General features: G+C 48.2%; 17 protein-coding genes. 16 read left to right on the top strand and 1 reads right to left on the bottom strand.

The features are described 5' to 3' along the window. The 5 genes from JHU38_RS10875 to ispF all read left to right on the top strand — a co-directional run. The coding region (locus tag JHU38_RS10875) for a hypothetical protein (protein WP_207859377.1) at window positions 1–181 on the top strand (181 nt) is incomplete at its 5' end. 20 nt (window positions 182–201) lie between these two features. After that, window positions 202–819 carry a fumarylacetoacetate hydrolase family protein gene (locus JHU38_RS10880; protein ID WP_107582081.1) on the top strand — a complete coding sequence of 206 codons (618 nt, stop codon included), beginning with the start codon at window positions 202–204 and terminating at the stop codon, window positions 817–819. A 39-nt stretch (window positions 820–858) separates the two neighbouring features. Further along, on the top strand, window positions 859–4,413 hold the full coding sequence (gene porU, locus JHU38_RS10885) for a type IX secretion system sortase PorU (protein ID WP_107582082.1): 3,555 nt from the start codon (window positions 859–861) through the stop codon (window positions 4,411–4,413). Window positions 4,414–4,506: 93 nt separating this feature from the next. Then, window positions 4,507–5,643: a type IX secretion system outer membrane channel protein PorV gene (gene porV / locus JHU38_RS10890; protein WP_232369947.1), complete on the top strand. Its 1,137-nt coding sequence runs from the start codon at window positions 4,507–4,509 to the stop codon at window positions 5,641–5,643. A 56-nt stretch (window positions 5,644–5,699) separates the two neighbouring features. After that, entirely contained in the window at window positions 5,700–6,173 is a 474-nt protein-coding gene (gene ispF, locus JHU38_RS10895) for a 2-C-methyl-D-erythritol 2,4-cyclodiphosphate synthase (RefSeq protein ID WP_107582407.1), read from the top strand. A gap of 210 nt (window positions 6,174–6,383) precedes the next feature. Here the strand turns inward: ispF and JHU38_RS10900 are convergent, their stop codons facing one another. Beyond that, entirely contained in the window at window positions 6,384–6,584 is a 201-nt protein-coding gene (locus tag JHU38_RS10900) for a hypothetical protein (protein ID WP_207859379.1), read from the bottom strand. Window positions 6,585–7,014: 430 nt separating this feature from the next. Here JHU38_RS10900 and JHU38_RS12545 point away from each other — a divergent pair, with 430 nt between their 5' ends. From JHU38_RS12545 to JHU38_RS10950, 11 genes are all read left to right on the top strand, one after another. Then, on the top strand, window positions 7,015–9,087 hold the full coding sequence (locus tag JHU38_RS12545) for a leucine-rich repeat domain-containing protein (RefSeq protein ID WP_317196018.1): 2,073 nt from the start codon (window positions 7,015–7,017) through the stop codon (window positions 9,085–9,087). A 2-nt stretch (window positions 9,088–9,089) separates the two neighbouring features. Next, window positions 9,090–10,451: a hypothetical protein gene (locus JHU38_RS12550; protein WP_317196019.1), complete on the top strand. Its 1,362-nt coding sequence runs from the start codon at window positions 9,090–9,092 to the stop codon at window positions 10,449–10,451. Between the two features lie 77 nt (window positions 10,452–10,528). Continuing rightward, a complete protein-coding gene (locus JHU38_RS10910) occupies window positions 10,529–10,669 on the top strand; it encodes a hypothetical protein (RefSeq protein WP_232369943.1) in 141 nt (46 codons plus the stop codon). 307 nt (window positions 10,670–10,976) lie between these two features. After that, window positions 10,977–11,561 carry a cytidylate kinase-like family protein gene (locus JHU38_RS10915; protein WP_107581789.1) on the top strand — a complete coding sequence of 195 codons (585 nt, stop codon included), beginning with the start codon at window positions 10,977–10,979 and terminating at the stop codon, window positions 11,559–11,561. A gap of 69 nt (window positions 11,562–11,630) precedes the next feature. Then, window positions 11,631–12,191, top strand: coding sequence for an RNA polymerase sigma-70 factor (locus JHU38_RS10920; protein WP_232369944.1), 561 nt, complete (start codon window positions 11,631–11,633; stop codon window positions 12,189–12,191). A 74-nt stretch (window positions 12,192–12,265) separates the two neighbouring features. Beyond that, entirely contained in the window at window positions 12,266–13,222 is a 957-nt protein-coding gene (locus JHU38_RS10925; RefSeq protein WP_107581790.1) for a FecR family protein, read from the top strand. Window positions 13,223–13,281: 59 nt separating this feature from the next. Then, entirely contained in the window at window positions 13,282–16,650 is a 3,369-nt protein-coding gene (locus tag JHU38_RS10930; RefSeq protein WP_199222652.1) for a SusC/RagA family TonB-linked outer membrane protein, read from the top strand. A gap of 24 nt (window positions 16,651–16,674) precedes the next feature. Next, the gene (locus JHU38_RS10935; protein WP_107581791.1) at window positions 16,675–17,955 is read left to right on the top strand and encodes a RagB/SusD family nutrient uptake outer membrane protein; all 1,281 of its coding nucleotides are present in this window, start codon (window positions 16,675–16,677) and stop codon (window positions 17,953–17,955) included. A 42-nt stretch (window positions 17,956–17,997) separates the two neighbouring features. Then, on the top strand, window positions 17,998–18,906 hold the full coding sequence (locus JHU38_RS10940) for a phosphodiester glycosidase family protein (protein ID WP_232369945.1): 909 nt from the start codon (window positions 17,998–18,000) through the stop codon (window positions 18,904–18,906). Between the two features lie 12 nt (window positions 18,907–18,918). Then, window positions 18,919–20,325, top strand: a complete 1,407-nt coding sequence (locus JHU38_RS10945) for a BACON domain-containing protein (RefSeq protein ID WP_158267295.1) — start codon at window positions 18,919–18,921, stop codon at window positions 20,323–20,325. Window positions 20,326–20,456: 131 nt separating this feature from the next. Beyond that, window positions 20,457–21,335, top strand: coding sequence for a phosphodiester glycosidase family protein (locus JHU38_RS10950; protein WP_232369946.1), 879 nt, complete (start codon window positions 20,457–20,459; stop codon window positions 21,333–21,335). Window positions 21,336–21,434: the final 99 nt, after the last annotated feature.

Consider the following 21,434-nt stretch of genomic DNA (forward strand, 5'->3'; position numbering starts at 1 on the left):
TCTTTTTCAGAATAATGCCACTTTTTTGATGGTATATGTAAAGATTATTCAGGGTGCGGTAGATATGAAAAAACCATGTCATGGCAAATTTATCACTTTTCTTCGCGTGTCCGTTCCCGCTCATCGAAAAATATCGGTTTGCTTGTCGGTATCAAAAAAAATCATGACCTTTGTAAAATAGAAACAACTTACCGAAGCGTTATGAAGATATTTGCAGTGGGAATGAATTATCTCGACCACAATAAATCGTTAGAAGGTTCGTTCTTTAAACCAGAGGCCCCGATCATTTTCACGAAAGCCGACTCTGCTTTACTGAAGGATCATAAGCCTTTTTTCATCCCCGATCATCTGGGACGAATCGAGTATGAGGCCGAAATCGTGGTGCGCATCTGCAAGTTGGGCAAGACCATTTCCGAGCGTTTTGCGCCCCGTTACTATGATGCCGTGACGGTGGGCATTGACTTTACGGCTCGCGAATTGCAACAGAAACTCCGTCAGGCGGGCCAGCCGTGGGAGCTTTGCAAAGGTTTTGACGGATCGGCGGCCCTCGGTGAGTGGGTCAGTTTGGACAAGTTCCGTGACATTCAGGCCCTGCATTTCCACCTCGACATCAACGGTCAGACCGTGCAAGAGGGCTGTACGAGCGACATGCTCTACAAAGTGGACGAGCTTATTGCCTACATCAGCCGGTATTTCACGCTCAAAACGGGTGACATTCTCTACACCGGATGCCCCACAGCGTGCGGTCCCGTCCATATAAACGACCATTTGGAAGGTTATTTGGAAGATCGTAAAGTGTTGGAATTTAATTGTAAATAATTCATTTATGCCCCATGTTTCGGGCACTTTTATCGCAATATGAAGCATTTCAGGTTTTTCTTTTGCATCGTTGGTTTGCTATTAACGCTGCATGCGCAAGCCTATCAACGATTCTTTAATCTGACCTATGATCAAGTCCGGATTGACAGCCTGCTCCCTCATTTTGCTTTTTCCTTGCCCCTTTCGGGCCAATATCAAGACTCAATTTATCAGGTTAAGCTACTCTATCCCGAGTATCTCGACATGTTGCCGGCCGACGTTGACGCCTATTTGCGCAAGACCAACGAGCCGTTAGCAGCCTTACCGCCCATTCATCAGCAAATTACTTACGACCGCAAGCAAGCCGCTTTGCAGATCGATTTGATGCCTTTGGCGTTTCACGAACACCGTTATCGCTTCTTGGTGGGCTTCATGCTCCAGATAGAAGCACGTCCGCGGTCTGTCGCCACACGTGCGGGAGAGCAGCGAAAAGGGCCGGTGCCCGTGGTCGAGCGCTATACCGATCGCTCTGTTTTGGCTTCGGGACGTTGGGCTAAGATACGAGTACCGTCGTCGGGTGTCTATCAACTGACCGACGAACTGGCGCGCAAGGCCGGCTTTAGCGACGCAAGTAAGGTCAGAATCTACGGCTATGGCGGCGCGTTGCAGCCCGAAGTGCTTACGGGCGACTATCTGCGGCAGACCGATGATTTGCGTGAGGTGGCCCAATGTGTCGTGAAGGGTCGCCGATTGTTTTACGCGCAAGGGCCGGTGTCGTGGAGTGACAAGGCTGCCACACGCCGCACGCGCAATCCTTATTCAGATTATGGTTATTATTTCCTGACCGAATCCGACGCGCCCGCGTTGCAACAGGATTCGACCATCTTCCTTTCTTCTTTTTATCCATCTCCAATCGATTACCATTCGCTCTACGAAGTCGATGGCTTTTCGTGGTATCACGGCGGCCGAAACCTATTTGACGTCGAGGCTATCAGTGCCGGCAAGACCAAGGAACTGCTCGTTGCCAATCCACAGCTGAGCGATCGCGCCCGGTTATCGGTCTGCGTGACGGCTCAAACGAAGACAGAGGTGGAAGTATTGCTTGACGGCAAGGTGCTCGGCACGCTTGAGGTGAAGCTTCGCGGTTCGTACGACCATGGCAATCAGGCCATAGGCGTCTATGACGTCAGCGCTCTGAAGGCATCGGCGACAGTCGGTCTGCGCGTTGTTTCAGGCGGTCCGATGCGCCTCGATTATGTGTCGATGGCTTGGGATAAGCCTGTGGCGAAGCCCAACCTCACCGGCACGTTCCCGTCGCCCGTGTATGTGGGTCCGGTAGCTAATCAGAATCTGCATGGCGATGGCGCGGCCGACATGGTTATCATCATTCCCGCGTCGCGGAAGTTGCAGGCACAGGCCGAAAGACTCAAACGTTTTCATGAGCAACATGACGGTCTGCGCGTCAGAATCGTGGCTACCGACGAACTGTATAATGAGTTTTCGAGTGGCACACCTGACGCGTCGGCCTACAAGCGCTATCTAAAAATGCTCTACGACCGTGCTTCGGCCACGCAGGACCAGCCTCGCTACTTGCTGTTGATGGGCGACGGGCTGTGGGATAATCGCATGCTGACGTCCGACGGGCGACAGAAAGACGCTGCCGATCACCTGTTGTGCTATGAAAGCGAGAACTCTTTCAATGCCGTGAAATGCTATGTGACAGACGATTTCTATACACTGCTCGATGATGACGAGGAGTTGACAACCGTCGATGATGACTATTCCTACGGCAAACCCGACCTGGCGGTGGGCCGAATGCCCGTGACAACCCCCGAGGAGGCCGGGATTATGGTAGACAAAACCATCAGTTACGTAAACAATGAGAATGCCGGAGCATGGCAGAACACGCTGATGTTCATGGGGGATGACGGCAATCATAATATCCACATGAAGCAAGCCGATGAGGTAGCCGAGCAAACGCTGAAGGCACACCCGGGCTTTGTGGTGAAGAAAGTAATGTGGGACGCTTACGAACGGGCTACGTCGAGCACCGGAAATACCTATCCCGACGCCGCCCGACTCGTTAAGCAACAGCAGCAGAACGGCGCGCTCATTATGGATTATGCCGGTCACGGCATAGAATATCAGCTTTCCGACGAGGCCGTGCTACGCATAACCGACTTTGAATCGTTCGGTAACAGGAATCTGCCGCTGTGGGTTACAGCTGCGTGTGACATCATGCCGTTTGACAGCAGTGTGCCCACGATCGGTGAGACAGCCGTGCTCAATCCCAAGGGAGGGGCTTTTGCCTTCTATGGAACCACCCGGACGGTGTACGCGCCCTACAATCGAGTGCTCAACCAGGCCTATATTAAATATGTATTGGAGCAGACCGGAGGACGTCGCAACACGATAGGAGAGGCGCAGCGGCTGGCCAAAATACAGATGATAGAGACGGGGCAGGATCCTACGATCAACAAGTTGCAATACGCGTTGTTGGGCGATCCGGCCGTGACGCTCAATCTTCCTACCTGCCAAGTAGTGGTAGACTCTATCAACGGCATGGCGGTCGGTGGCGACACGAAGCCTGTTCTGAAAGCCGGAGCGATCGTTCGGGTTGCCGGTCATATAGAAGGACAGTCACAATTTAAGGGTATTGTCAATCTGACGGTGCGCGATTCGGAGGAAGACATCACCTGCCGGATGAACGACGAAAGCCAGGTCGACACGGCATTTGTGTTCAAGGACCGTATTCAAAGCCTGTTTCAGGGTGCTGACAGCGTTCGTGCCGGTAGCTTTGTGCTGACCTTTGCCGTGCCCAAAGACATGAACTACAGCGCGGGTTCCGGTTTGATGAATCTTTACGCGGTCGATATGGAGCGGCATTTGATAGCCCATGGAGCCTGTGATGGCTTTGTGGTGGGAGGCACCGAAACGATAGATAACGACAGCATAGGTCCATCGTTGTTCTGCTACCTCAATACGCCCGAATTTGAAAATGGCGGTAAAGTGAATCCCACACCTTTGTTTGTGGCCGAGCTGAAAGACATGAATGGCATTAATGTGTCGGGCGCGGGGATCGGTCACGCTATGGAACTGGTCATTGATGGCAACATGGCGACAACCTATCGACTGAACGATTATTTCCGGTTTGACTTCGGCAGTTATACGACAGGTACGCTTTTCTTCAATATTCCCGAACTCACGCCCGGGCAACACAAACTTTCTTTTAAGGCGTGGGACGTCCTAAACAACTCTTCCACGACAGAATTGCGTTTCGAAGTAGCTTCGGCACTGACACCGCGGCTCCGCCATATCAGCGTGACCGATAATCCGGCACGCACCGCTACGACTTTCCTTATTCAGCACGATCGTCGTGGCAGTCAGATGGATGTGACCGTCGAAGTGTTCAATACGTCGGGACGCCTGTGCTGGTCGTATGTCGGGCATGGCGTTTCTACTGACAACACCTACCGCGTAGATTGGGATTTGCGTCAGAATGACGGCGCACGCATGCAGCCGGGAATCTATATCTATCGCGTGAAGGTGGCTTGCGATGGCAGTAAAAGCGCGTCGAAAGCGCAGAAACTGATCATCGTAGGCAATAATTCGTAATCCTGTGCGTTTCTACTATGATAATAATTTATAGATAAAACGTATAAAAACAAAATGAAGATTGACCGTTTAAGACTCATAGGCCTGCTTTCTATGCTGGCATATACACTTGGTATATCAGCGCAGAAAGACCAGATTTTTCACCCCGTAAGATTCTCCGTAACCTCCCAGATGATAGCTCCCGATGCGCGTTCGGCCGGTATGGGCGACGTGGGTGCGGCTACCGATCCCGACGTTGTGTCGCAATTCTGGAACCCCGCTAAGTATCCGTTTACCATTTCGCGTGCCGGCGTGGCCATCAACTATACGCCGTGGTTGCGTCAGTTGGTGAGCGACATGGACCTGGGCTACCTTTCGGGCTACTATCGCATAGGCGACTACAGCGCGCTGAGCGCTTCCCTCCGCTATTTCTCTATGGGCGAAGTGGGATATAGCAGCACCGGCGACGGCAAATATGACATGACCATCAAACCTTATGAGATGTCGTTCGACGTGGCCTACTCGCTGATGCTGAGCGAGAGATTCTCCTTGGCGGCTGCCGTAAGGTGGATTTATTCAGACCTGACCTATGATTATACGCAGGAAACGACGCCCGGAAGCGCTTTCGCGGCTGATATTGCCGCTTACTATCAGAACTATATCATGCTGGGACAACGCGAATGTCAGCTCGGCATCGGACTGAATATATCGAATATCGGTAGTAAAATCACGTTCGGAGGTTCCAATAACAGCGAGTTCATCCCGACCAATCTGCGCTTGGGCGCCTCACTGATGGTGCCCGTCGACACGTATAATAAGTTTACGATTTCGGCCGATGCCAACAAACTGTTGGTGCCTACTTATCCCGTTAAGGGTACTGACGAGTCGGAAACAGATTACGATGCGCGGCTGCAAAAGGATTATTACGACCAGTCGAGTATCGGAGGAATCTTTAAAAGTTTCAGCGACGCTCCCGGAGGATTCAAGGAAGAGTTGCAGGAAGTGCAGTGGTCGTTGGGTGGCGAGTACACTTATAACGACAAGTTTACCGTGCGTGCCGGCTATCATCACGAGAGTGAGACCAAAGGCAATATGAAATATTTCACGATGGGTGCCGGTTTCAAGATGAACGTGATGTCGATCGACGCCGGATATATCATTGCCACGGCCAAGAGCAACCCGCTCGACCAGACGCTCCGCTTCACGGTGAGCTTCGACATGGATGGTATTAAAGACTTGTTTAAGAAATAATCGAACGTGATACCCGCGTCGCCATGGGGGTATCGTTAAAGAGAAAGCAAATAGGAATGATACGAGTAGGGATGGGCTTCGATGTCCACAAGTTGGTAGAAGGCCGCGATTTGTGGCTGGGAGGTATCAAGATCGAGCATGAGAAAGGCCTCCTGGGCCATAGCGACGCCGATGTGTTGCTGCATGCGGTCAGCGACGCGTTGTTGGGAGCCGCCAACATGCGCGATATTGGCTATCATTTTCCCGACAACAGTAGCGCTACGCTCGATATGGATAGTAAAATCATTTTGCGCGAGACGGTCAGATTGATTGCTACCAAAGGGTATCGGGTAGGCAATATCGACGCTACTGTTTGTGCCGAGCGGCCTAAGATCAATCCGTATGTGCAGGCGATGAAGACCTGCATGGCCGAAGTAATGGGTATCGATGAAGACCGGATTTCCATTAAGGCCACAACTACCGAGAAACTCGGTTTTACAGGACGGGAAGAAGGTATCTCTGCCTATGCCGTCTGTTTGATAGAGAAATAATCATAGAATTTATTGAAGGGTTGGAAGTGATGTTCCAACCTTTTCTTTTGTAAAATATTTATCCTGATTTCGACCACTTTCTTTTACCTTCATTTAGCTAAATATACACCCATATTTGGCTTCATAAAACGAGATTTTGGGGCGTTGCCGGCCCATCGCTGCGCTTTCATGTTGCAATAGTTATCCTTTTAGGCGCCTAAAGCATAGCTATTAGCCTGTAAAAGTGCTGCTTTGAAGGCTTGAAAAAGGCGTATTCGCACTGTTAAAAGGCAGCGTAAAAAGAGGCGGATTATTGTAATGCGTTGATAATGAGGTAATTGTAAAAACGCGAATTTTGGCGTTTTTTCGGGCCAAAGTATTTCTGTTTTCAAATAACGCAGCCATTTGAAGGCCTTTGTAAAATAAAATCATACTTCTGAACATGATTTTATATGTCTCGGCAAGTGGCCTCTGCGGGCAGACTAATGCTCACGTGTTTCAATAACAATAAGTGCATCGCCTTGGCATCCCCAAGTCTTGGAAACATACCGACGCGAGGTAAATGTAAGATTTACTAATAAATATTTGCTTATGTCAAATAAAAACTCTAACTTTGCGGCGTGCATTTAAAATATTCTCATCTCTTATTCTCATCTCTTTCCGGAGGATGCGCGTATAGAGAGTCATTATATTACAGAATAGAAGCTTAGAATATATTGGATATAATATAATAAATATAGTATAAATAATGCGAAGACGTTTATAGGTATTGGTTTTAAGAATTGCTTAACAGTTATAGAGAGTAAGTACAATACACAATTAGCCTATAGAATTGAGTCTAATAGCATTTTAAATGACAGAAATGAGAAAAATTAAACTTTTGTTATTGGCGTTGCTGTTTATGGCGATACCAAAGAGTCTTTGGGCTTACACGGCGTATCAGGTTGTCTCGTTCGACAATGGTGTAACCTACTACAAAGTTCTTGTACCAAGTGGCGCCGACCCTACGTTGATGTTTTTGGGCACAACGCAATCGGGACCGTTGGTTATTCCTGATAAGATTAATGATAATGCGGGATTAACTTTCACGGTTACCAAGGTAGGCTACCAAGTCGGTTATAATTGTAACAATGTTACTTCTGTTACATTGCCGGAAACCGTTGTAGAGATGGAGAACGATTGCTTTATAGGCGCGACACTCACCGAAATGACGATTCCCAAGAGTCTGATCAAAATATCAGAATGGACATGGTCGGCGTTGAAGGGAGTTCCCAAGTGTAAGGTTGCGGAAGGGCATACTGTATTTGAGGCTGATGACAAGGGTGTGCTCTATACGAAAGGCAGAGAAGAACTTCGTTGCGTTCCGTCAACAATAATGGATGCAGTAGGAGGAGATACTTATACGATTGACAACAAAGTGAAAACAATTTGTGTCAATGCCTTTCATAACGTTGCGAATCTTAAAAAGATCGTGCTTCCTAAGGATTTGCAAAAGGCAACCGAGAGGTACCCTTCTATCGTTTCGGGCACAGACTTGGTAGAATTTCAGATGCCTACGGGTGGTAATACGAAATTTAAAGTTGAGGATGGTGTGCTTTTCAATAACGAAACGAAAACCTTAGTTTGCTATCCAAGAGAAAAGGTTACTACGGCTTACACGGTTCCGGATGACATCAAGAGGATTTGTTCATTCGCGATGATGGCCGTTAAAAATATGACTTCTCTTGATTTGAAGAATGTCGAGACGATGGAAAAGTCCGCACTCTACAAACCTACGAAGCTCGAAACAATTACGATACCTAAAGAGCTCAAAAAAGGAACTATAACAGGAAATAATGTAACAAGTGGTTTACAAGATGGAGCCTTTGAGGAGTGTTTGAAACTAAAAGAATATAAGGTGGAGGCGGGGAATCCTGACTTTGAGGCTGTAGACGGGGTTCTCTTTTCTAAAGACCACACTAAACTTTGTTACTATCCTCCCGCTAAGGAAGGTGTGAGTTATACGATTCCAACCACTGTTACGGAGTTAGGTCAGAAAGCCTTTCAAGGGGCAAACAAGCTGACATCAATGGTTGTTCCTGTCGGTGTGAAAACCATCGGGATTGAAGCGTTCCGTAACATGTTGAATCTTGAAAAGGTTGAATTTGCGAAGCCGTCTCAAGTTACAGACTTTAAGCAGGATGTATTCCGATCTTGTGTTAAGCTGAAAGAGGTCGTGTTGCCTGCTTCTATTACCGAGCTTGCCAGTGCTTTTTACGAATGTAAGGAACTGGAGAAAATCACCGTTCCTGATGGTTCGAAACTGAAGAAGATTAAAGCCTCCGCATTTACGACAAATAAAAAACTCAAGAATTTCAATTTTGAAGGTAGCTGCGAATTGGAAACCATCGAGTCTAATGCCTTTTTCAATGCTGAAAGTCTTGAAACATTCAAGTTTCCCAAGTCGGTGAAGAAAATCGAACTTAATGCCTTCAGCGGATGTAAAAACATGAAAAGCGTAGAGTTCGATACTGATGCGGAAATAGCGGAAATTGGCGAGGGCGCTTTTGCCGACTGCGGTTTGGTGAGTGTCGTCATACCTAAAAAAGTGACGAAAATCGCTAAAGAGGCTTTCCGTAGATGTAAGGCGCTTACCCAAATAGAAATAAGCGAGGCCACAACCAACATCGATCCTCTGGCTTTCCAATATTGTGAAAACTTATACGCGATCAATGTTGCCAAGGAAAATACGAAGTATTCAAGCGTAGACGGTTACTTGCTGTCAAAGGACAAGGAAGAACTCATTCTCTTCCCTCCCGGAAAGGCGAATAATAAGTTCACATTACTTCCCCCGTCTATAAAAAAGATCGGCGACTATTCTTTCTACAATTGTGAGAAACTTGCCAATATAATTATCCCTAATAAGGTAGAAAGTATTGGTAAGCGTGCTTTCTAAGTTTGAATTTGATTACATTCCTCTGCGATAAGGTGATTGACCCGGCCAATATTAACCAGGCTCAAAACGAGATGTCGTTTGACGATGGTACTCAAGCACCTAATATGTTTGATCACATCACCATTCACGTCCGTAAGGAACTTTATAATGACTATAATGCCCACTCATTCTACAATAAATTTAATGGGGTTATCGAACAGTCGTTCCTTGTAGGTACCGAAGAGTATATTCCTGTATCTGAAACTGTAGTGGATTTGCTCAAAACGGAATCCACAGATCATACTTTTGTATTGCCTACAAGCGTCAAGCATCCTACTAAAAATAAGACTTACAGCGTGAATTTGATAGGTGACTACGCATTCCAGAAAACTACTGATAAAGTGAAGGAAGTAGTGGTGAAAAAAGATATTGAATACATTGGTGCTCAGGCTTTCGTAACTGATATCGCCAACAAAACGAGTACCGTGAAGAACGTATTCTTCATTGAGGGCAACCCCACCAAGAAGATGTTGAGTACCACTCGCTTTGAGTTGGATGAGACCAATATCGACTACTGCGAGTTTGCCAAGACAACCAAGATTTATGTAAAGAAGTCGGCTTGCGAAAAATACAAGGAGAAATGGAACAAGCAGATATATGATATTCCTACTCATGGTTACAAACCAAGTCCATTTAACTTCACCGACCAGATAGACTATAAGATTCCCGGTGTAACCATCACCCATAAGTATGGAACATTTGCCCGTGAGTTTGATACGGATTTCAGTATTTATAACGCAGAAAATGGCAATAGCAATGTTGCCGCTTTCGTTGCCAAGGTAAGTGATGTGAAACCGGGTAGTGGTGACTACGGAAACGCTGAACATCACGTAAAAATGACGAGTGTAGACGTAAATGGCGGTTATAGCGGCGGCTATGGTTATGTGCCGGCCTATACCGGCGTGTTATTGAAGGTTCTTGACAAAGAAGCTGCTTCAAACGGCTTCTACTACGCTATCGGTGAGCACGATGACGCAACCTACACCATTAGCAATAATATTATGACAGGTATTACTGTAAATTCAAGCAATGTACCGGCATCAGTCGCTGATCCTGTCTATGTGATACAGGGCGGTGTCTTTAAAAAAGCTAAGGCTAACATCGGCAACTTCCCCATCCATCAGGCTTATGCCAAGATTTCAGGCGTGCCGGCAGGCGCCAAGCTGAGGTTTGTCTTCTCGGACGACAACATCTCAACCGGCATAACGGCGATTGACACGAAGAAGGCCGATGACAATGTTTATTACAATCTCAACGGTCAGCGTGTGACCAATCCGCAGCATGGTGTCTTCATTCATGGCGGACGTAAAGTAATTATTAAATAAAAACATAGGAATTTATGGAAAGGAAAAAATATATAGTGCCGGCTGTGGAGGTGATCCGCATGGCCAGTGAAAACATTATGCTCGAGGCCAGTCCCGGTGTGGGAGGTGACTATGATCCCAGCCTGCCGATAGGTGCTAAGAGAAACGGCGTGTTTCTGGAAGATGAAGAGGAAGACATCGCGTACCAATGGCCGAACTATCGCCTCTGGGATGAATAGTTCTTAGCTATATATATATTATTATGTATATTATTTTGTAACTCTTTTTTATACATTGCGCGGAACGGGTAGATGATCTATACGTTCCGCGCCCTTTTTTTGATTAGGCATGTCGTAGTCCGGAGGGCTTACTTTTTTACGGTTCGGAATAAGTTTTTCTAAAATCAAGCATTAAAACACCGACGTATAATTCAACTTGGATAAAAGAATTTAAGTTCGGGCGAACAGATAAGGTGTTTATAAGTAGGCATTTAGGAAATTACTTTGTAATTTTGTGCACTCAAACCAGTTATTCTTTCATAGTCAGATGATTATTACGATAGCACGTCAGTGCGGTTGCGGAGCTTTGGAGGTGGGCAAGCTCCTGGCCGCACGTTACAACATCCCTTTTTACACCCGGAAAAATCTCATGCGGATGGCCGAGGACAACGGCGTCTTGCGCGAAATGCACGACTTCTTTGAGGAAAGGCCCGTCGACGAACTGATGTATGCCATCTCGGCTTTCGAGAACGAAGAGGGCAACGACGAGACCAACCATCACGCGATGAGGATTTTAGCCGATCTGATCGGTAAGCGCGACTGTGTGATCATCGGTCGCTGCGGCAACTATATTTTCAAGAACAGAGCCGATCTCGTGTCAGTATTCCTGAAAGGTAACTTCGAGGAACGCGTCAGGGCGATGGCACATCACGACGACATGAGCCTGGCCGAGGCGGAAGAGTTCGTGCGCGAAACCGATGACAGCCGGGTGCGCTACCACAAATACTATACAGGGCTGACCTGGGGCAACGCCGACGACTACGACATTTGCTTCGACAGCCTTCGGCTGGGCACGGAAAAGACAGCACGGCTTATCGAAAGATACATCAAAGATATAGGCTTGGAGGAGTAACGGGTGTCATGTCGTCTGTCAAGTGTCGGGCGACGTCCGTTGCAGCCACCGAATCCCGGCTATTTCTCAATGGCAAACTTGAAAGAAGGAAAATACCATTCGCAAATGGATTTCGACACGATATATACAACGTATTACCTACATTGCTATATGTATGCAAGGTCTTACTTGCGTGATGATGAACAGGCAAAAGATATAGCCTCTGAAGCCATGGTGGCCTTATGGGAAGCACTCCAAACACAGGAAATATATCATGTCCGTTCTTTTTTGATGACTACGGTGAAGAACAAGTCGTTGAATCAATTGAGAGAAGAACGCAAACGACTGTCGCGGGAGCAAGAAATGTTGGATGATTCTCTCTGTGAGCTTGATTTTCGCATATCGTCACTCAATACTTCCGTTCCGGAAGAAGTGATAGCCGAAGATATGAGAGAGTTTGTCAGGAAAGTACTTGAGACGTTGCCGCCACAGACGCAGCGAGTGTTTTATCTGCGTAGGTACGAAGGAAAGAACATTAAGGAAATCGCGGCGGAAATGGGAATCAGCATAAAAGGAGTGGACTATCATGTCACAAAAGCGATGAAACTGCTAAGGAAGAGGCTTAAAGATTATCTCTATATGTTTTTTTGAAAAATATAAACGGGCAACTTTAGGGATGTTGCCCGTTTTTGTGTCTATAGGTCAGAACCCAACAAAAAATAGCAATGAAACCTATAGATCATCAATTGTTGAAGCGATATGTTGCCGGTAATCCACTGTCGGAGGAGGAACTCAAGCAAGTGACTGACTGGTTGCAGTCCGACTCCGCCCACCAAGAGCAGCTCAAGGCACTCCATCACGTATATGACGGACTGATATGGAATGCGCCGGCAGAACAGCACCGGCAACGCACGGTATGGCAAGCCGTGTCAAGACCTTTATGGAAAACTGTACAAGTGGCGGCGATGATTCTGGCGATTCTCTTTGTGGCCGACAAGTTCTTCATGACGGACCGGGATTCCGCCGACGGCGGAATGCAGACGGTCTACGTGCCTCAGGGACAGCATGTAAAGATGGTCTTGGCCGATGGTACGACGGTGTGGCTCAATTCGAATACAACCTTAAGATACGCTATCGCGGACTTTCGGTCCAAGAAACGTCAAGTAACGTTGGATGGCGAAGCCCATTTTCAGGTGACCAAAGACGCCGACCATCCTTTCGTGGTTTCCACGCCACGATACGAGGTACAGGTGTTGGGCACCACGTTTAATGTTTGTGCTTATGGAAAGTCGGATATCTTCGAGACGTCCCTGTATGAAGGGAAGGTTCGGTTGAGCCGGCCGGGAGTGGCAGGCGAGATGGTGTTGTTGCCGCATCAGACAGCCACGGTGGAAGATGGGGTGCTGGTAAAGCGAAGGGTTGCTCAAGAATCCCGGTCGTCTTGGAAGACGGGCATTTATACGTTTGACAACGAAACGTTGGCTAATGTGTTGGAAAAACTGGCCCTCTATTATAACATTGTTATCGAAAATCGCGACAGCCGCTTGGCCAAGAGACACTGTACCTGTAAATTCAGGCAGAGTGAAAGCATAAACCAAATCATGGAGGCCTTGCAGAAATACGCCTCCTTCAAATACCGATACGACGAAGCCCATCGCCGAATGATAGTCGGTGAATCCTAAATCAGAATCCTTTGAATCACCAATCTCTTAATAAAAAACCATCTAAAACTTTCTTTTTTATGAATGAAAACACGTCTAATGAAAATGTAGGCAATACCGAGTGTGGTCTGGCGTGTCATGCTCCTATAGGCCGACCGGTTTGTATCGGCTTGCTACTCTCCGCATTGCTGTTGTTGTCTGTGCCGCTGTCGGCCCAAGAGGTGGCCGTGAAGCGCAAAGTGAAATCCATGAAAGAACTTATCGGGCAGATTGAGAAACAGACTGGCTATCTTTTCATTTATGATGAAAATGAGGAGGCGCTGGCCCATGAACCGGCTGTCAAGACGTTCAAGGGGGATATGCGGAAACTGCTCTCCCTCTTGCTGGACGGCACGGAAATCGACTATACGATAGAGGGTAAGCATGTCATCCTGACACGTAAGTCGCCGGCGAACAAGCCCGTCCGCCAGCCGGTTGTCAAGCGAAAGGTGCGTGGTGTGGTGAAAGACGCGTTGGGAGAGCCTTTGGTCGGCTGTACGGTAACGTTGAAGGGAACGAAGACCGCGACAGTAACCGACGTCAACGGAGGTTATAGCATCGAAGCTCCCGCAGAAAACGGCCGGCTTGAGTTTTCTTTTCTGGGCTTTCGCTCGCAAGAGATTTCGGTCGGTGCGCGCAATGAGATAAATGTCACGCTGGAAGAAGACCTCAAGAAATTGAATGAGGTCGTGGTCGTCGGTTATGGTACCCAACGAAAAGCGTTGGTGACGAATGCCATTTCAACCTTCAAACCCAATGAAGGCAATCTGCGTCCTGTACTTTTCGCGAACGAATTGCTGCAAGGGCGAGTAGCGGGCGTGACCGTATCGCCGGGTTCAGGCAATCTGGGCAGCGGCGAACGGATGAGCATTCGAGGTGCCGCCTCGCTGAGCGCAAGCAACGAACCCTTGTATGTCGTGGACGGCGTTCCAATCTTGAATGGCAATGCGTCATTGTTCAATATGGGTGAAAGCCTTAGTTCGATGGCTGTGCTCAATATCAGTGATATCGAATCCATCGAGGTGTTGAAAGACGCTGCCTCCGCTGCCATTTACGGTTCGCGTGCCACGAATGGCGTCGTATTGATAACCACGAAGTCGGGACGAGAAGGGAGGACGGACGTGAGGCTCAACGTGAGTTCCGGTATCTCACGGTTTGCGAACAAAGGACGCGTTAAATACGCGGATTCCGATCTGTATGTGGAAGTCTTTAACGACGGAGTGGCTCGGTATAACAGACAAAACGATCTGGCGGTAGGTTCCAAAGGATATATCGTTCCCATTTCCAACCCGTTTCAGAATCTGCCGGATACCGACTGGTTGGATTTGATTACTCGTATCGCTTTCTCGTACAATGCCGACTTGTCCTTTTCCGGCGGGAACCAGAAGACCAAATTCTATGTAGGCGCCAACTATAACAATCAGGAGGGAATCATCAAGACGAACCAAGTGACGAAAATCAACTTAAAGTCTAAAATCAGTTATGCAATGACTCCGTGGTTGACAATCGGAGCCAACATGAGCGGTAATTACATGCGAAACAATCGGGTACCCGGTGCCAACATCGGCTCGACTATCTTGGCCCGGGCCATGGAACAACGCCCGTTTGACAGGCCCTATAAGCCGAACGGAGAGTATTACGTGGGCGGAACCGACGAACTGACACGGCATAATCCCTTGCAGATACTGAATGAGGAAACAACTTATGTAGACTTGTATCGCTTCTTGGGCATATTCCATGCGGATTTCAAGTTCAATCGTTTCAAGCTGCATAACTCGTTGAATACGGACGTAGGTTATACGTATGATTACGTCTACTATAACGCGAACCATCCTTATGGCGCAGGCGGAGGGCGTATTGCGGAATACAACCGGTTCGAGCGGAACATTCTGGTAGAGAATGTAGTCAGTTATGACAATCAATTCGGCAACATGGAATTCGGCGCCATGTTGGGACACTCGTTTCAGAAATCGTTCACAAGAACCTCGTTTATCGACGGGAGAGGCTTTCCGTCTCCCATGTTCGACGTATTGAGTACAGCTGCCGAAATACACGATGCAACGGGGGGAGTATCAGAGTATGCGATAGATTCATATTTTGGCCGTATCAGTCTGTCGTATCTTGACCGCTACGTGCTGAATGCCACCTTGCGTTCCGACGGCTCGTCCCGTTTTGCCCCGTCACATCGTTATGGCTACTTTCCTTCGATATCCTTTGGATGGAATGTTTCCAAAGAGTCTTTCTGGCTTTTTCCTCAAACAGATTTAAAGTTCAGGCTCAGTTATGGAAAGACGGGCAATCAGGACGGTATAGGCAATTATGGCTGGAGGTCTCTGATGTCCGGCGGACAGAATTATCAGAACAAGAGTGGTATTGCCATCAGCAGTCTGGGCAATACGACCCTGACCTGGGAGACGGCCGACCAGTATAATGCGGGCTTTGACCTTGCTTTCTGGAATGGAAAGCTCAATATGACGTTCGACGCGTATCTCAAAAACACCAACAACTTGCTGTATCTGATGCCCTTGCACGGTACGACTGGATTCACCGGTATGATGAACAACATCGGTTCGATGCGGAATTACGGAATCGAGTTCTCCGTTAATGGGCATCTGAACATTGGTAAATTGGCGTGGACTTCCTCGTTCAATATCTCCTACAACAGGAACAAACTGACCAAGCTGCTTGGCAACGACCTTCTTCCCATTGGCGACAATCGTGCCTTGAAGGTAGGCAAGGGACTCGGCTCGTTCTATCTATTCAAGATGGAAGGCATTTACCAATATGACGGCGAAGTGCCGCAACCACAGTATGATTTGGGGGTGCGGGCCGGAGACGTGAAATATGAGGACGTGGACCATAACGGTATCATCAACGATTTCGACCGCCAGTTGGTGGGATCGTCCAGTCCCGACGTTTTCGGCGGTTGGAATAATACGTTCAGGTATAAAGGCTTTCAGTTGGATGTGTTCTTTACCTATATGTTGGGCAACGACGTGTATGCCGAGTGGAAGCGCCTGGCCGCACGTCCCGGGCAAAAGTGGGCAATAACGGAAGACGTGGCCAAAAACCGATGGACCGGTCCCGGATCCACCAACAAGTATCCGCGTGCCGTACACACACTTAACGCGTTCAACGTCAAGAATTCTACCCGTTTTCTTGAAGACGGCTCCTTCGTGCGTCTTCGTTCGCTCATTTTGAGCTATTCTTTCCCGATGTCTCTGTTGACAAAGATTCACCTCAAGGGTCTGCGCGTATACATGCAAGGGGATAACCTGTTGCTGTTTTCTAAATATTCGGGGTGGGATCCCGAGGTGAGCAAGAATCTGGATCCGAGATTCATGGGCATGGATGCTTATGGTGTTCCTCCTTCGAAAACGATTAATTTCGGTGTTAATTTACAGATATAAATAGATATAATATTGTTATCAGCCATGAAGAAATTTTGGAATGTACTTTTGCTGGCAGGTTTATCGCTTTCATCTTGCAGTGGAATGCTCGACATAGACCCTCACTCGGCCGTCCCCCCGGGAAACGCAGGAGGTAATGATTTGTCTCCCATGCGGATGGGGATGTACAACAAGGTTCAGAACTCACCGCAAAGGGAAACGTATATTTTGTTTGACATCATCGGAGGAAATTTGCGTACCGGTAAAACCGGAAATCCGAAAGACCTGATCAATACGGTGTTGTCGCCGCTCAACTCACTGATTTCCAGTGGATGGAACGGCTGTTATCAGGCAATCTATCAAGTGAATAATGTGCTGGAGACAGTGGAGCGGCAGCCCGAATCTCCACTTCGGACTACAATTCTTGGTGAAGCTCACTATTTCAGAGGCTATCTTTACCATTTGTTGGTGACCCGATGGGGTGGAGTTCCTATCGTCATGTCTGCCACCATGAAGAAGTTGCCGCGTAATTCCGAGGAGGAAGTATGGGATTTCATCGAGTCCGAACTGGAACAAGCCGGACGATTCCTCGATGGGGGGATAGAGCCTGTCGATTGCTATTTTGTGTCGAAGAACGCTGTCACGGCCCTTCAAGCCCGCGTCAAACTGGAAAGAGGGAAAAAGAAGGAAGCGATGGCGTTGGCCGAAGAACTGATTATAAACGGCCGATATGTGCTTGACGATTTCGAGAAGATATTTCGGGGACAGACAAATACGGAAGTCATTTTCTCGTTCAGTTGTCTAAAGGAAGAGTCGAACATCACCTTATCTACCCTTTTCTATACTTATGCGCATCCTAACAAGGGCAGCTATATTTACGTTCCCGCCGAGGAGGTGATGAACATGTATGAAACAAGCGACAAACGAAAGGATATCTCGGTCACGAATATCAAGACAGACCCCTGTATCAACAAGTATCCCAGCGGACAGACCGGAACAGACCCGGTGATAGTCAGCCGTTTGGCAGAAATGTATCTCGTCAGCGCGGAAGCCCAAGGACTGGAAAAAGGATTACACCGCTTGAATGAACTCAGAGAGAAAAGAGGATTGAAGGCCGTGCGTCCGCAAACCGAGGATGAGTTTCTGAAATGTATCTTGGATGAGCGCCGGAAGGAATTTCTGGCGGAGGGCTTTCGCTATTATGACTTGATACGTACGGGTCGGGCAAAAAGCGATCTGGACCTACTGGATAATCAATTGCGATTGCCCATCCCTGGCAAGGAGCTGATCCTGAATCCTAACCTTACGCCTAATCCGGGCTATTAAAATCACCAAACAGATATAGCAATGAAAAAACGAATATTATATATGGCATATATACTTGCCATCCCATTGTGCTGGATTTCATGCAGCGATGATGACGGAAAAACCGTTTATTCCAAAGAAGGGGCCAAAACGGAAATCGGCAGAAAGATTACGGAGAACAGCGGCTTTGTGGGACACTTGTTCAAGGATACCTCCTACACGCTGTCCGCAGGCGTGCAGGCATGTGAGATACAATGCCTTTCCGAGAATGGGTTGGCCACCAAATTGTATATTTTTGAAGTTGCTCTCGATACAAAGGGCCTGACCATTGCCGTTTCGGCTCCTGACAACGACGATTCAAAATTCGGTTTGCAGCCAATGACGCTACAGGCAGAAGCCTACGAAAGTCCTACGAAACATGTGTTGGGGGCGGTCAATGGCGACTTTTTCACAAGTGCAGGCATACCCGGTGGAATCTTTTATCGTAAAGGCAGGGGAATCAAGACGGTAATGGGGGATGAAAAAACTACGTTCTTTGCCATTACGAAAGACAAACGAGCGATTATCGGCTCGCGCGATGAGTTCGACCATGTGAAAGACAGGCTATGGGAAGCGATAGGAGGCCGGCATCGGCTGTTGAGAAACGGACAGATAGAGCCACAGGTCAACACGCAATTGGAGCCTCGTACCTGTGTGGGAGTCACATCGGCTAACGTCGTCTATCTGATGGTTGTTGACGGACGTAATTTCTGGAACTCGAACGGGATGACTTTCTCGGACATGTCGAAAGTGATGCGAGCGCTTGGAGCAACGGATGCCATCAACCTGGACGGCGGCGGTTCGTCCACTTTCGTGGTATGTGCAAGCCGAAACAACACGCCCGCTTCGTTTGTGGTGCGTAACTGGCCATATGACTACGGAGGTCAAGAGCGGGCGGTTGCCAACGGATTATTGATCGTAAAAGAAGATTAAAGAATGAAAAACATGAAAAAGGAAAGAACGACAAGACCGATAACGATGGAGACGGTCACGATTTGCCTGTGCGCGTTTCTATGCGCATGTCAGGATTTTACCGACAACACAGGGTTTGCCGTGCAGGGAGAAGATTTCAAGTTCGGGAACGACGTCATCCGCCTGGGTTTTAACGAGCAGGAATATGAATCGGATGTCTACGCATCGGCTCCGTGGAGAGTCAAGACCAATGTAGACTGGCTCAACATGATTATGGCCAATGGCCCGGGCAACGGACGATACAAGATGAAAGCGTGGGCCAATCCCTCGTTGGTACAACGTGAAGGAACGGTGACCGGTTGGATCACCGCCGAGCATACTTGGACGCAGACAGTCATACAGGAAGGGGTCGGCATGAAGCTGAATCAAAGTACATTCATGGTATCCATATCCGAACAGACGTTGAGGATACCATTTACGACAGCGGTGAACTATACTTGCGCACTGCCCCAAAATTGTGACTGGCTGGAATTGAAAAGCCAACCCTCGGCAACTCCCGGTGAGATAAAGGATTTGGAATTAGAGATAACCGTCAAGAAACTGACCGGCGGTGAAGAACGTCAGGCTGAGATAACACTAAATGGAGCCAATGGAATATCCTTGCCGGTACAGATTGTACAGTCGACGAAAATCGTTGAAAAGACGGACATAGACTATCTGAAAGATTTTTACAGGAATGCTAACGGAGCTAACTGGATAAAGAAATGGAATCTCGAAGCCCCTCTGAAGACGGATGCTGTCAATTGGCCCGGCGTAACGGTTGTGAATGGTCGGGTGACGGAAATCGTCTTTGTTACGCCGAATCATATTGTGGGCGATATCACGCCCTTGTGCCATTTGTCCGAATTGGTAACGTTGAAGTTCAAACATCAGAAGATTGCCGGTATTCCGGAGGAAATCGGAATGTTGAAAAAGTTGAATACGTTGTGGATTATCGAATGTGCCGGCAAAGGCGCAGTGCCGAAAAGCTTGGCCGATTGTAAGCTGCTGACAGCCCTCAATCTGTCGAACCACCCGACGGCGACACCTGCCGGATTTGCCAATTCGTTCACGGGGAACTTTGGCGACTTGCTCAAAAACGAGGCGTTGCGGTCCATCAAGATTTATCTGAACGCTTTCACGGGAACAATCCCCACGCTGCCTTTGGATGATGAAGGAAGGCCCACCATCTGGAAAGACCTGCGTGAGCTTTATATCTATAACAATCCGCTCAGCGGCGGAATCCCTGTCGGCTATGGCTATCTGTTCGACAAGGGGGCCACAGGCAATATCTCTAACTGCGGCTTATCGGGGAAGATTCCTGAAGACTTGAAGCGAAGTGCCTTTTATCAGCGACATCGTGCTTCTCTTTTCTTGAAGGGAAATTCACTGTATGAGTAGTTCGATGGTTCCTTATCGACCGACACGACGATATGAATGGGAATGTCATGGTCTTTTTCTGAAGTTGGAAGCAGACGGCTTAAGAGACTGTGACACCGTTCGGATATCGGTGAAATATCAATCATGAAGAAATGACAGAATCGAATATGTATAAAACATCTCGTTTGTTATTGGCTTTTTTCTGGCTTTTTAGTGGGAGCTTGAGGGGCCAGACCGTTCAGGACTCGCTTGCCATTGCCGCTGCGCAGTGGCAAGTGCTTTCGTCCTGTGACGGAATGACGGTCAGGCAGATGATGTTTCCGAGGCTCTACGGCGTTCCGCAGACCGTTTCCATCGCCGAAATCCGGCTGAAAGGCGAAAACAAGGTGGGGATTTCCGTAATCGAACGGGGGACGACGGTCAGTGGCATGGCCGATAACGTGGGGGCTTTGGTCGCCGTGAACGGTTCCTATTTCAATATGGAACGGGGCAATTCCGTTTGCTACCTCAAGATAAACGGACAAGTCGTCAACACGACGGAGACTCAAGAGCTGGCTTCAAGGGTTACGGGAGCCATCCATGCGGATGGGAAAAGATTGCGGATTATGCCGTGGAACCGGCAGACAGAGTTGACCGATCGACATCGCCGGGGCACGCTTTTGGCCTCGGGACCACTGTTGCTGATGGCCGGCCGACCTTGCGACCTGACGGGTTGCGACAGCGGATTCGTGGCGACGCGTCATCCCCGCACGGCTATCGCTACGGTCGGGAACGATAAGCTCCTTTTCATAACAGTAGATGGCCGTGCGACTGCACGTGCCGTGGGGATGAATCTAATCGAACTTGCTCACTTCCTGCGTGTCATCGGTTGCCGTGACGCTATCAATATGGATGGTGGCGGCTCCACCACGCTTTGGGTGAAGAGTCTCGGAGGTGTCGTGAACCATCCTTGTGACAACAGGCAGTTCGACCATCAAGGCGAACGGAAAGTGGCCAATATCATTTACGTTTACAAACAGCCGACTCGTTGAGATCCGGCTGTTGAGCTCTTATCGTGGCTCACCTGATCATTTGTGGGGACAAGTTTGCAAGTGATGAAATCTCCGGCTTCATCATTTGTAAGCCCATCC

It is taken from the genome of Prevotella illustrans, from assembly GCF_017426725.1.
GTDB classification, from domain to species: Bacteria; Bacteroidota; Bacteroidia; order Bacteroidales; family Bacteroidaceae; genus Prevotella; species Prevotella illustrans.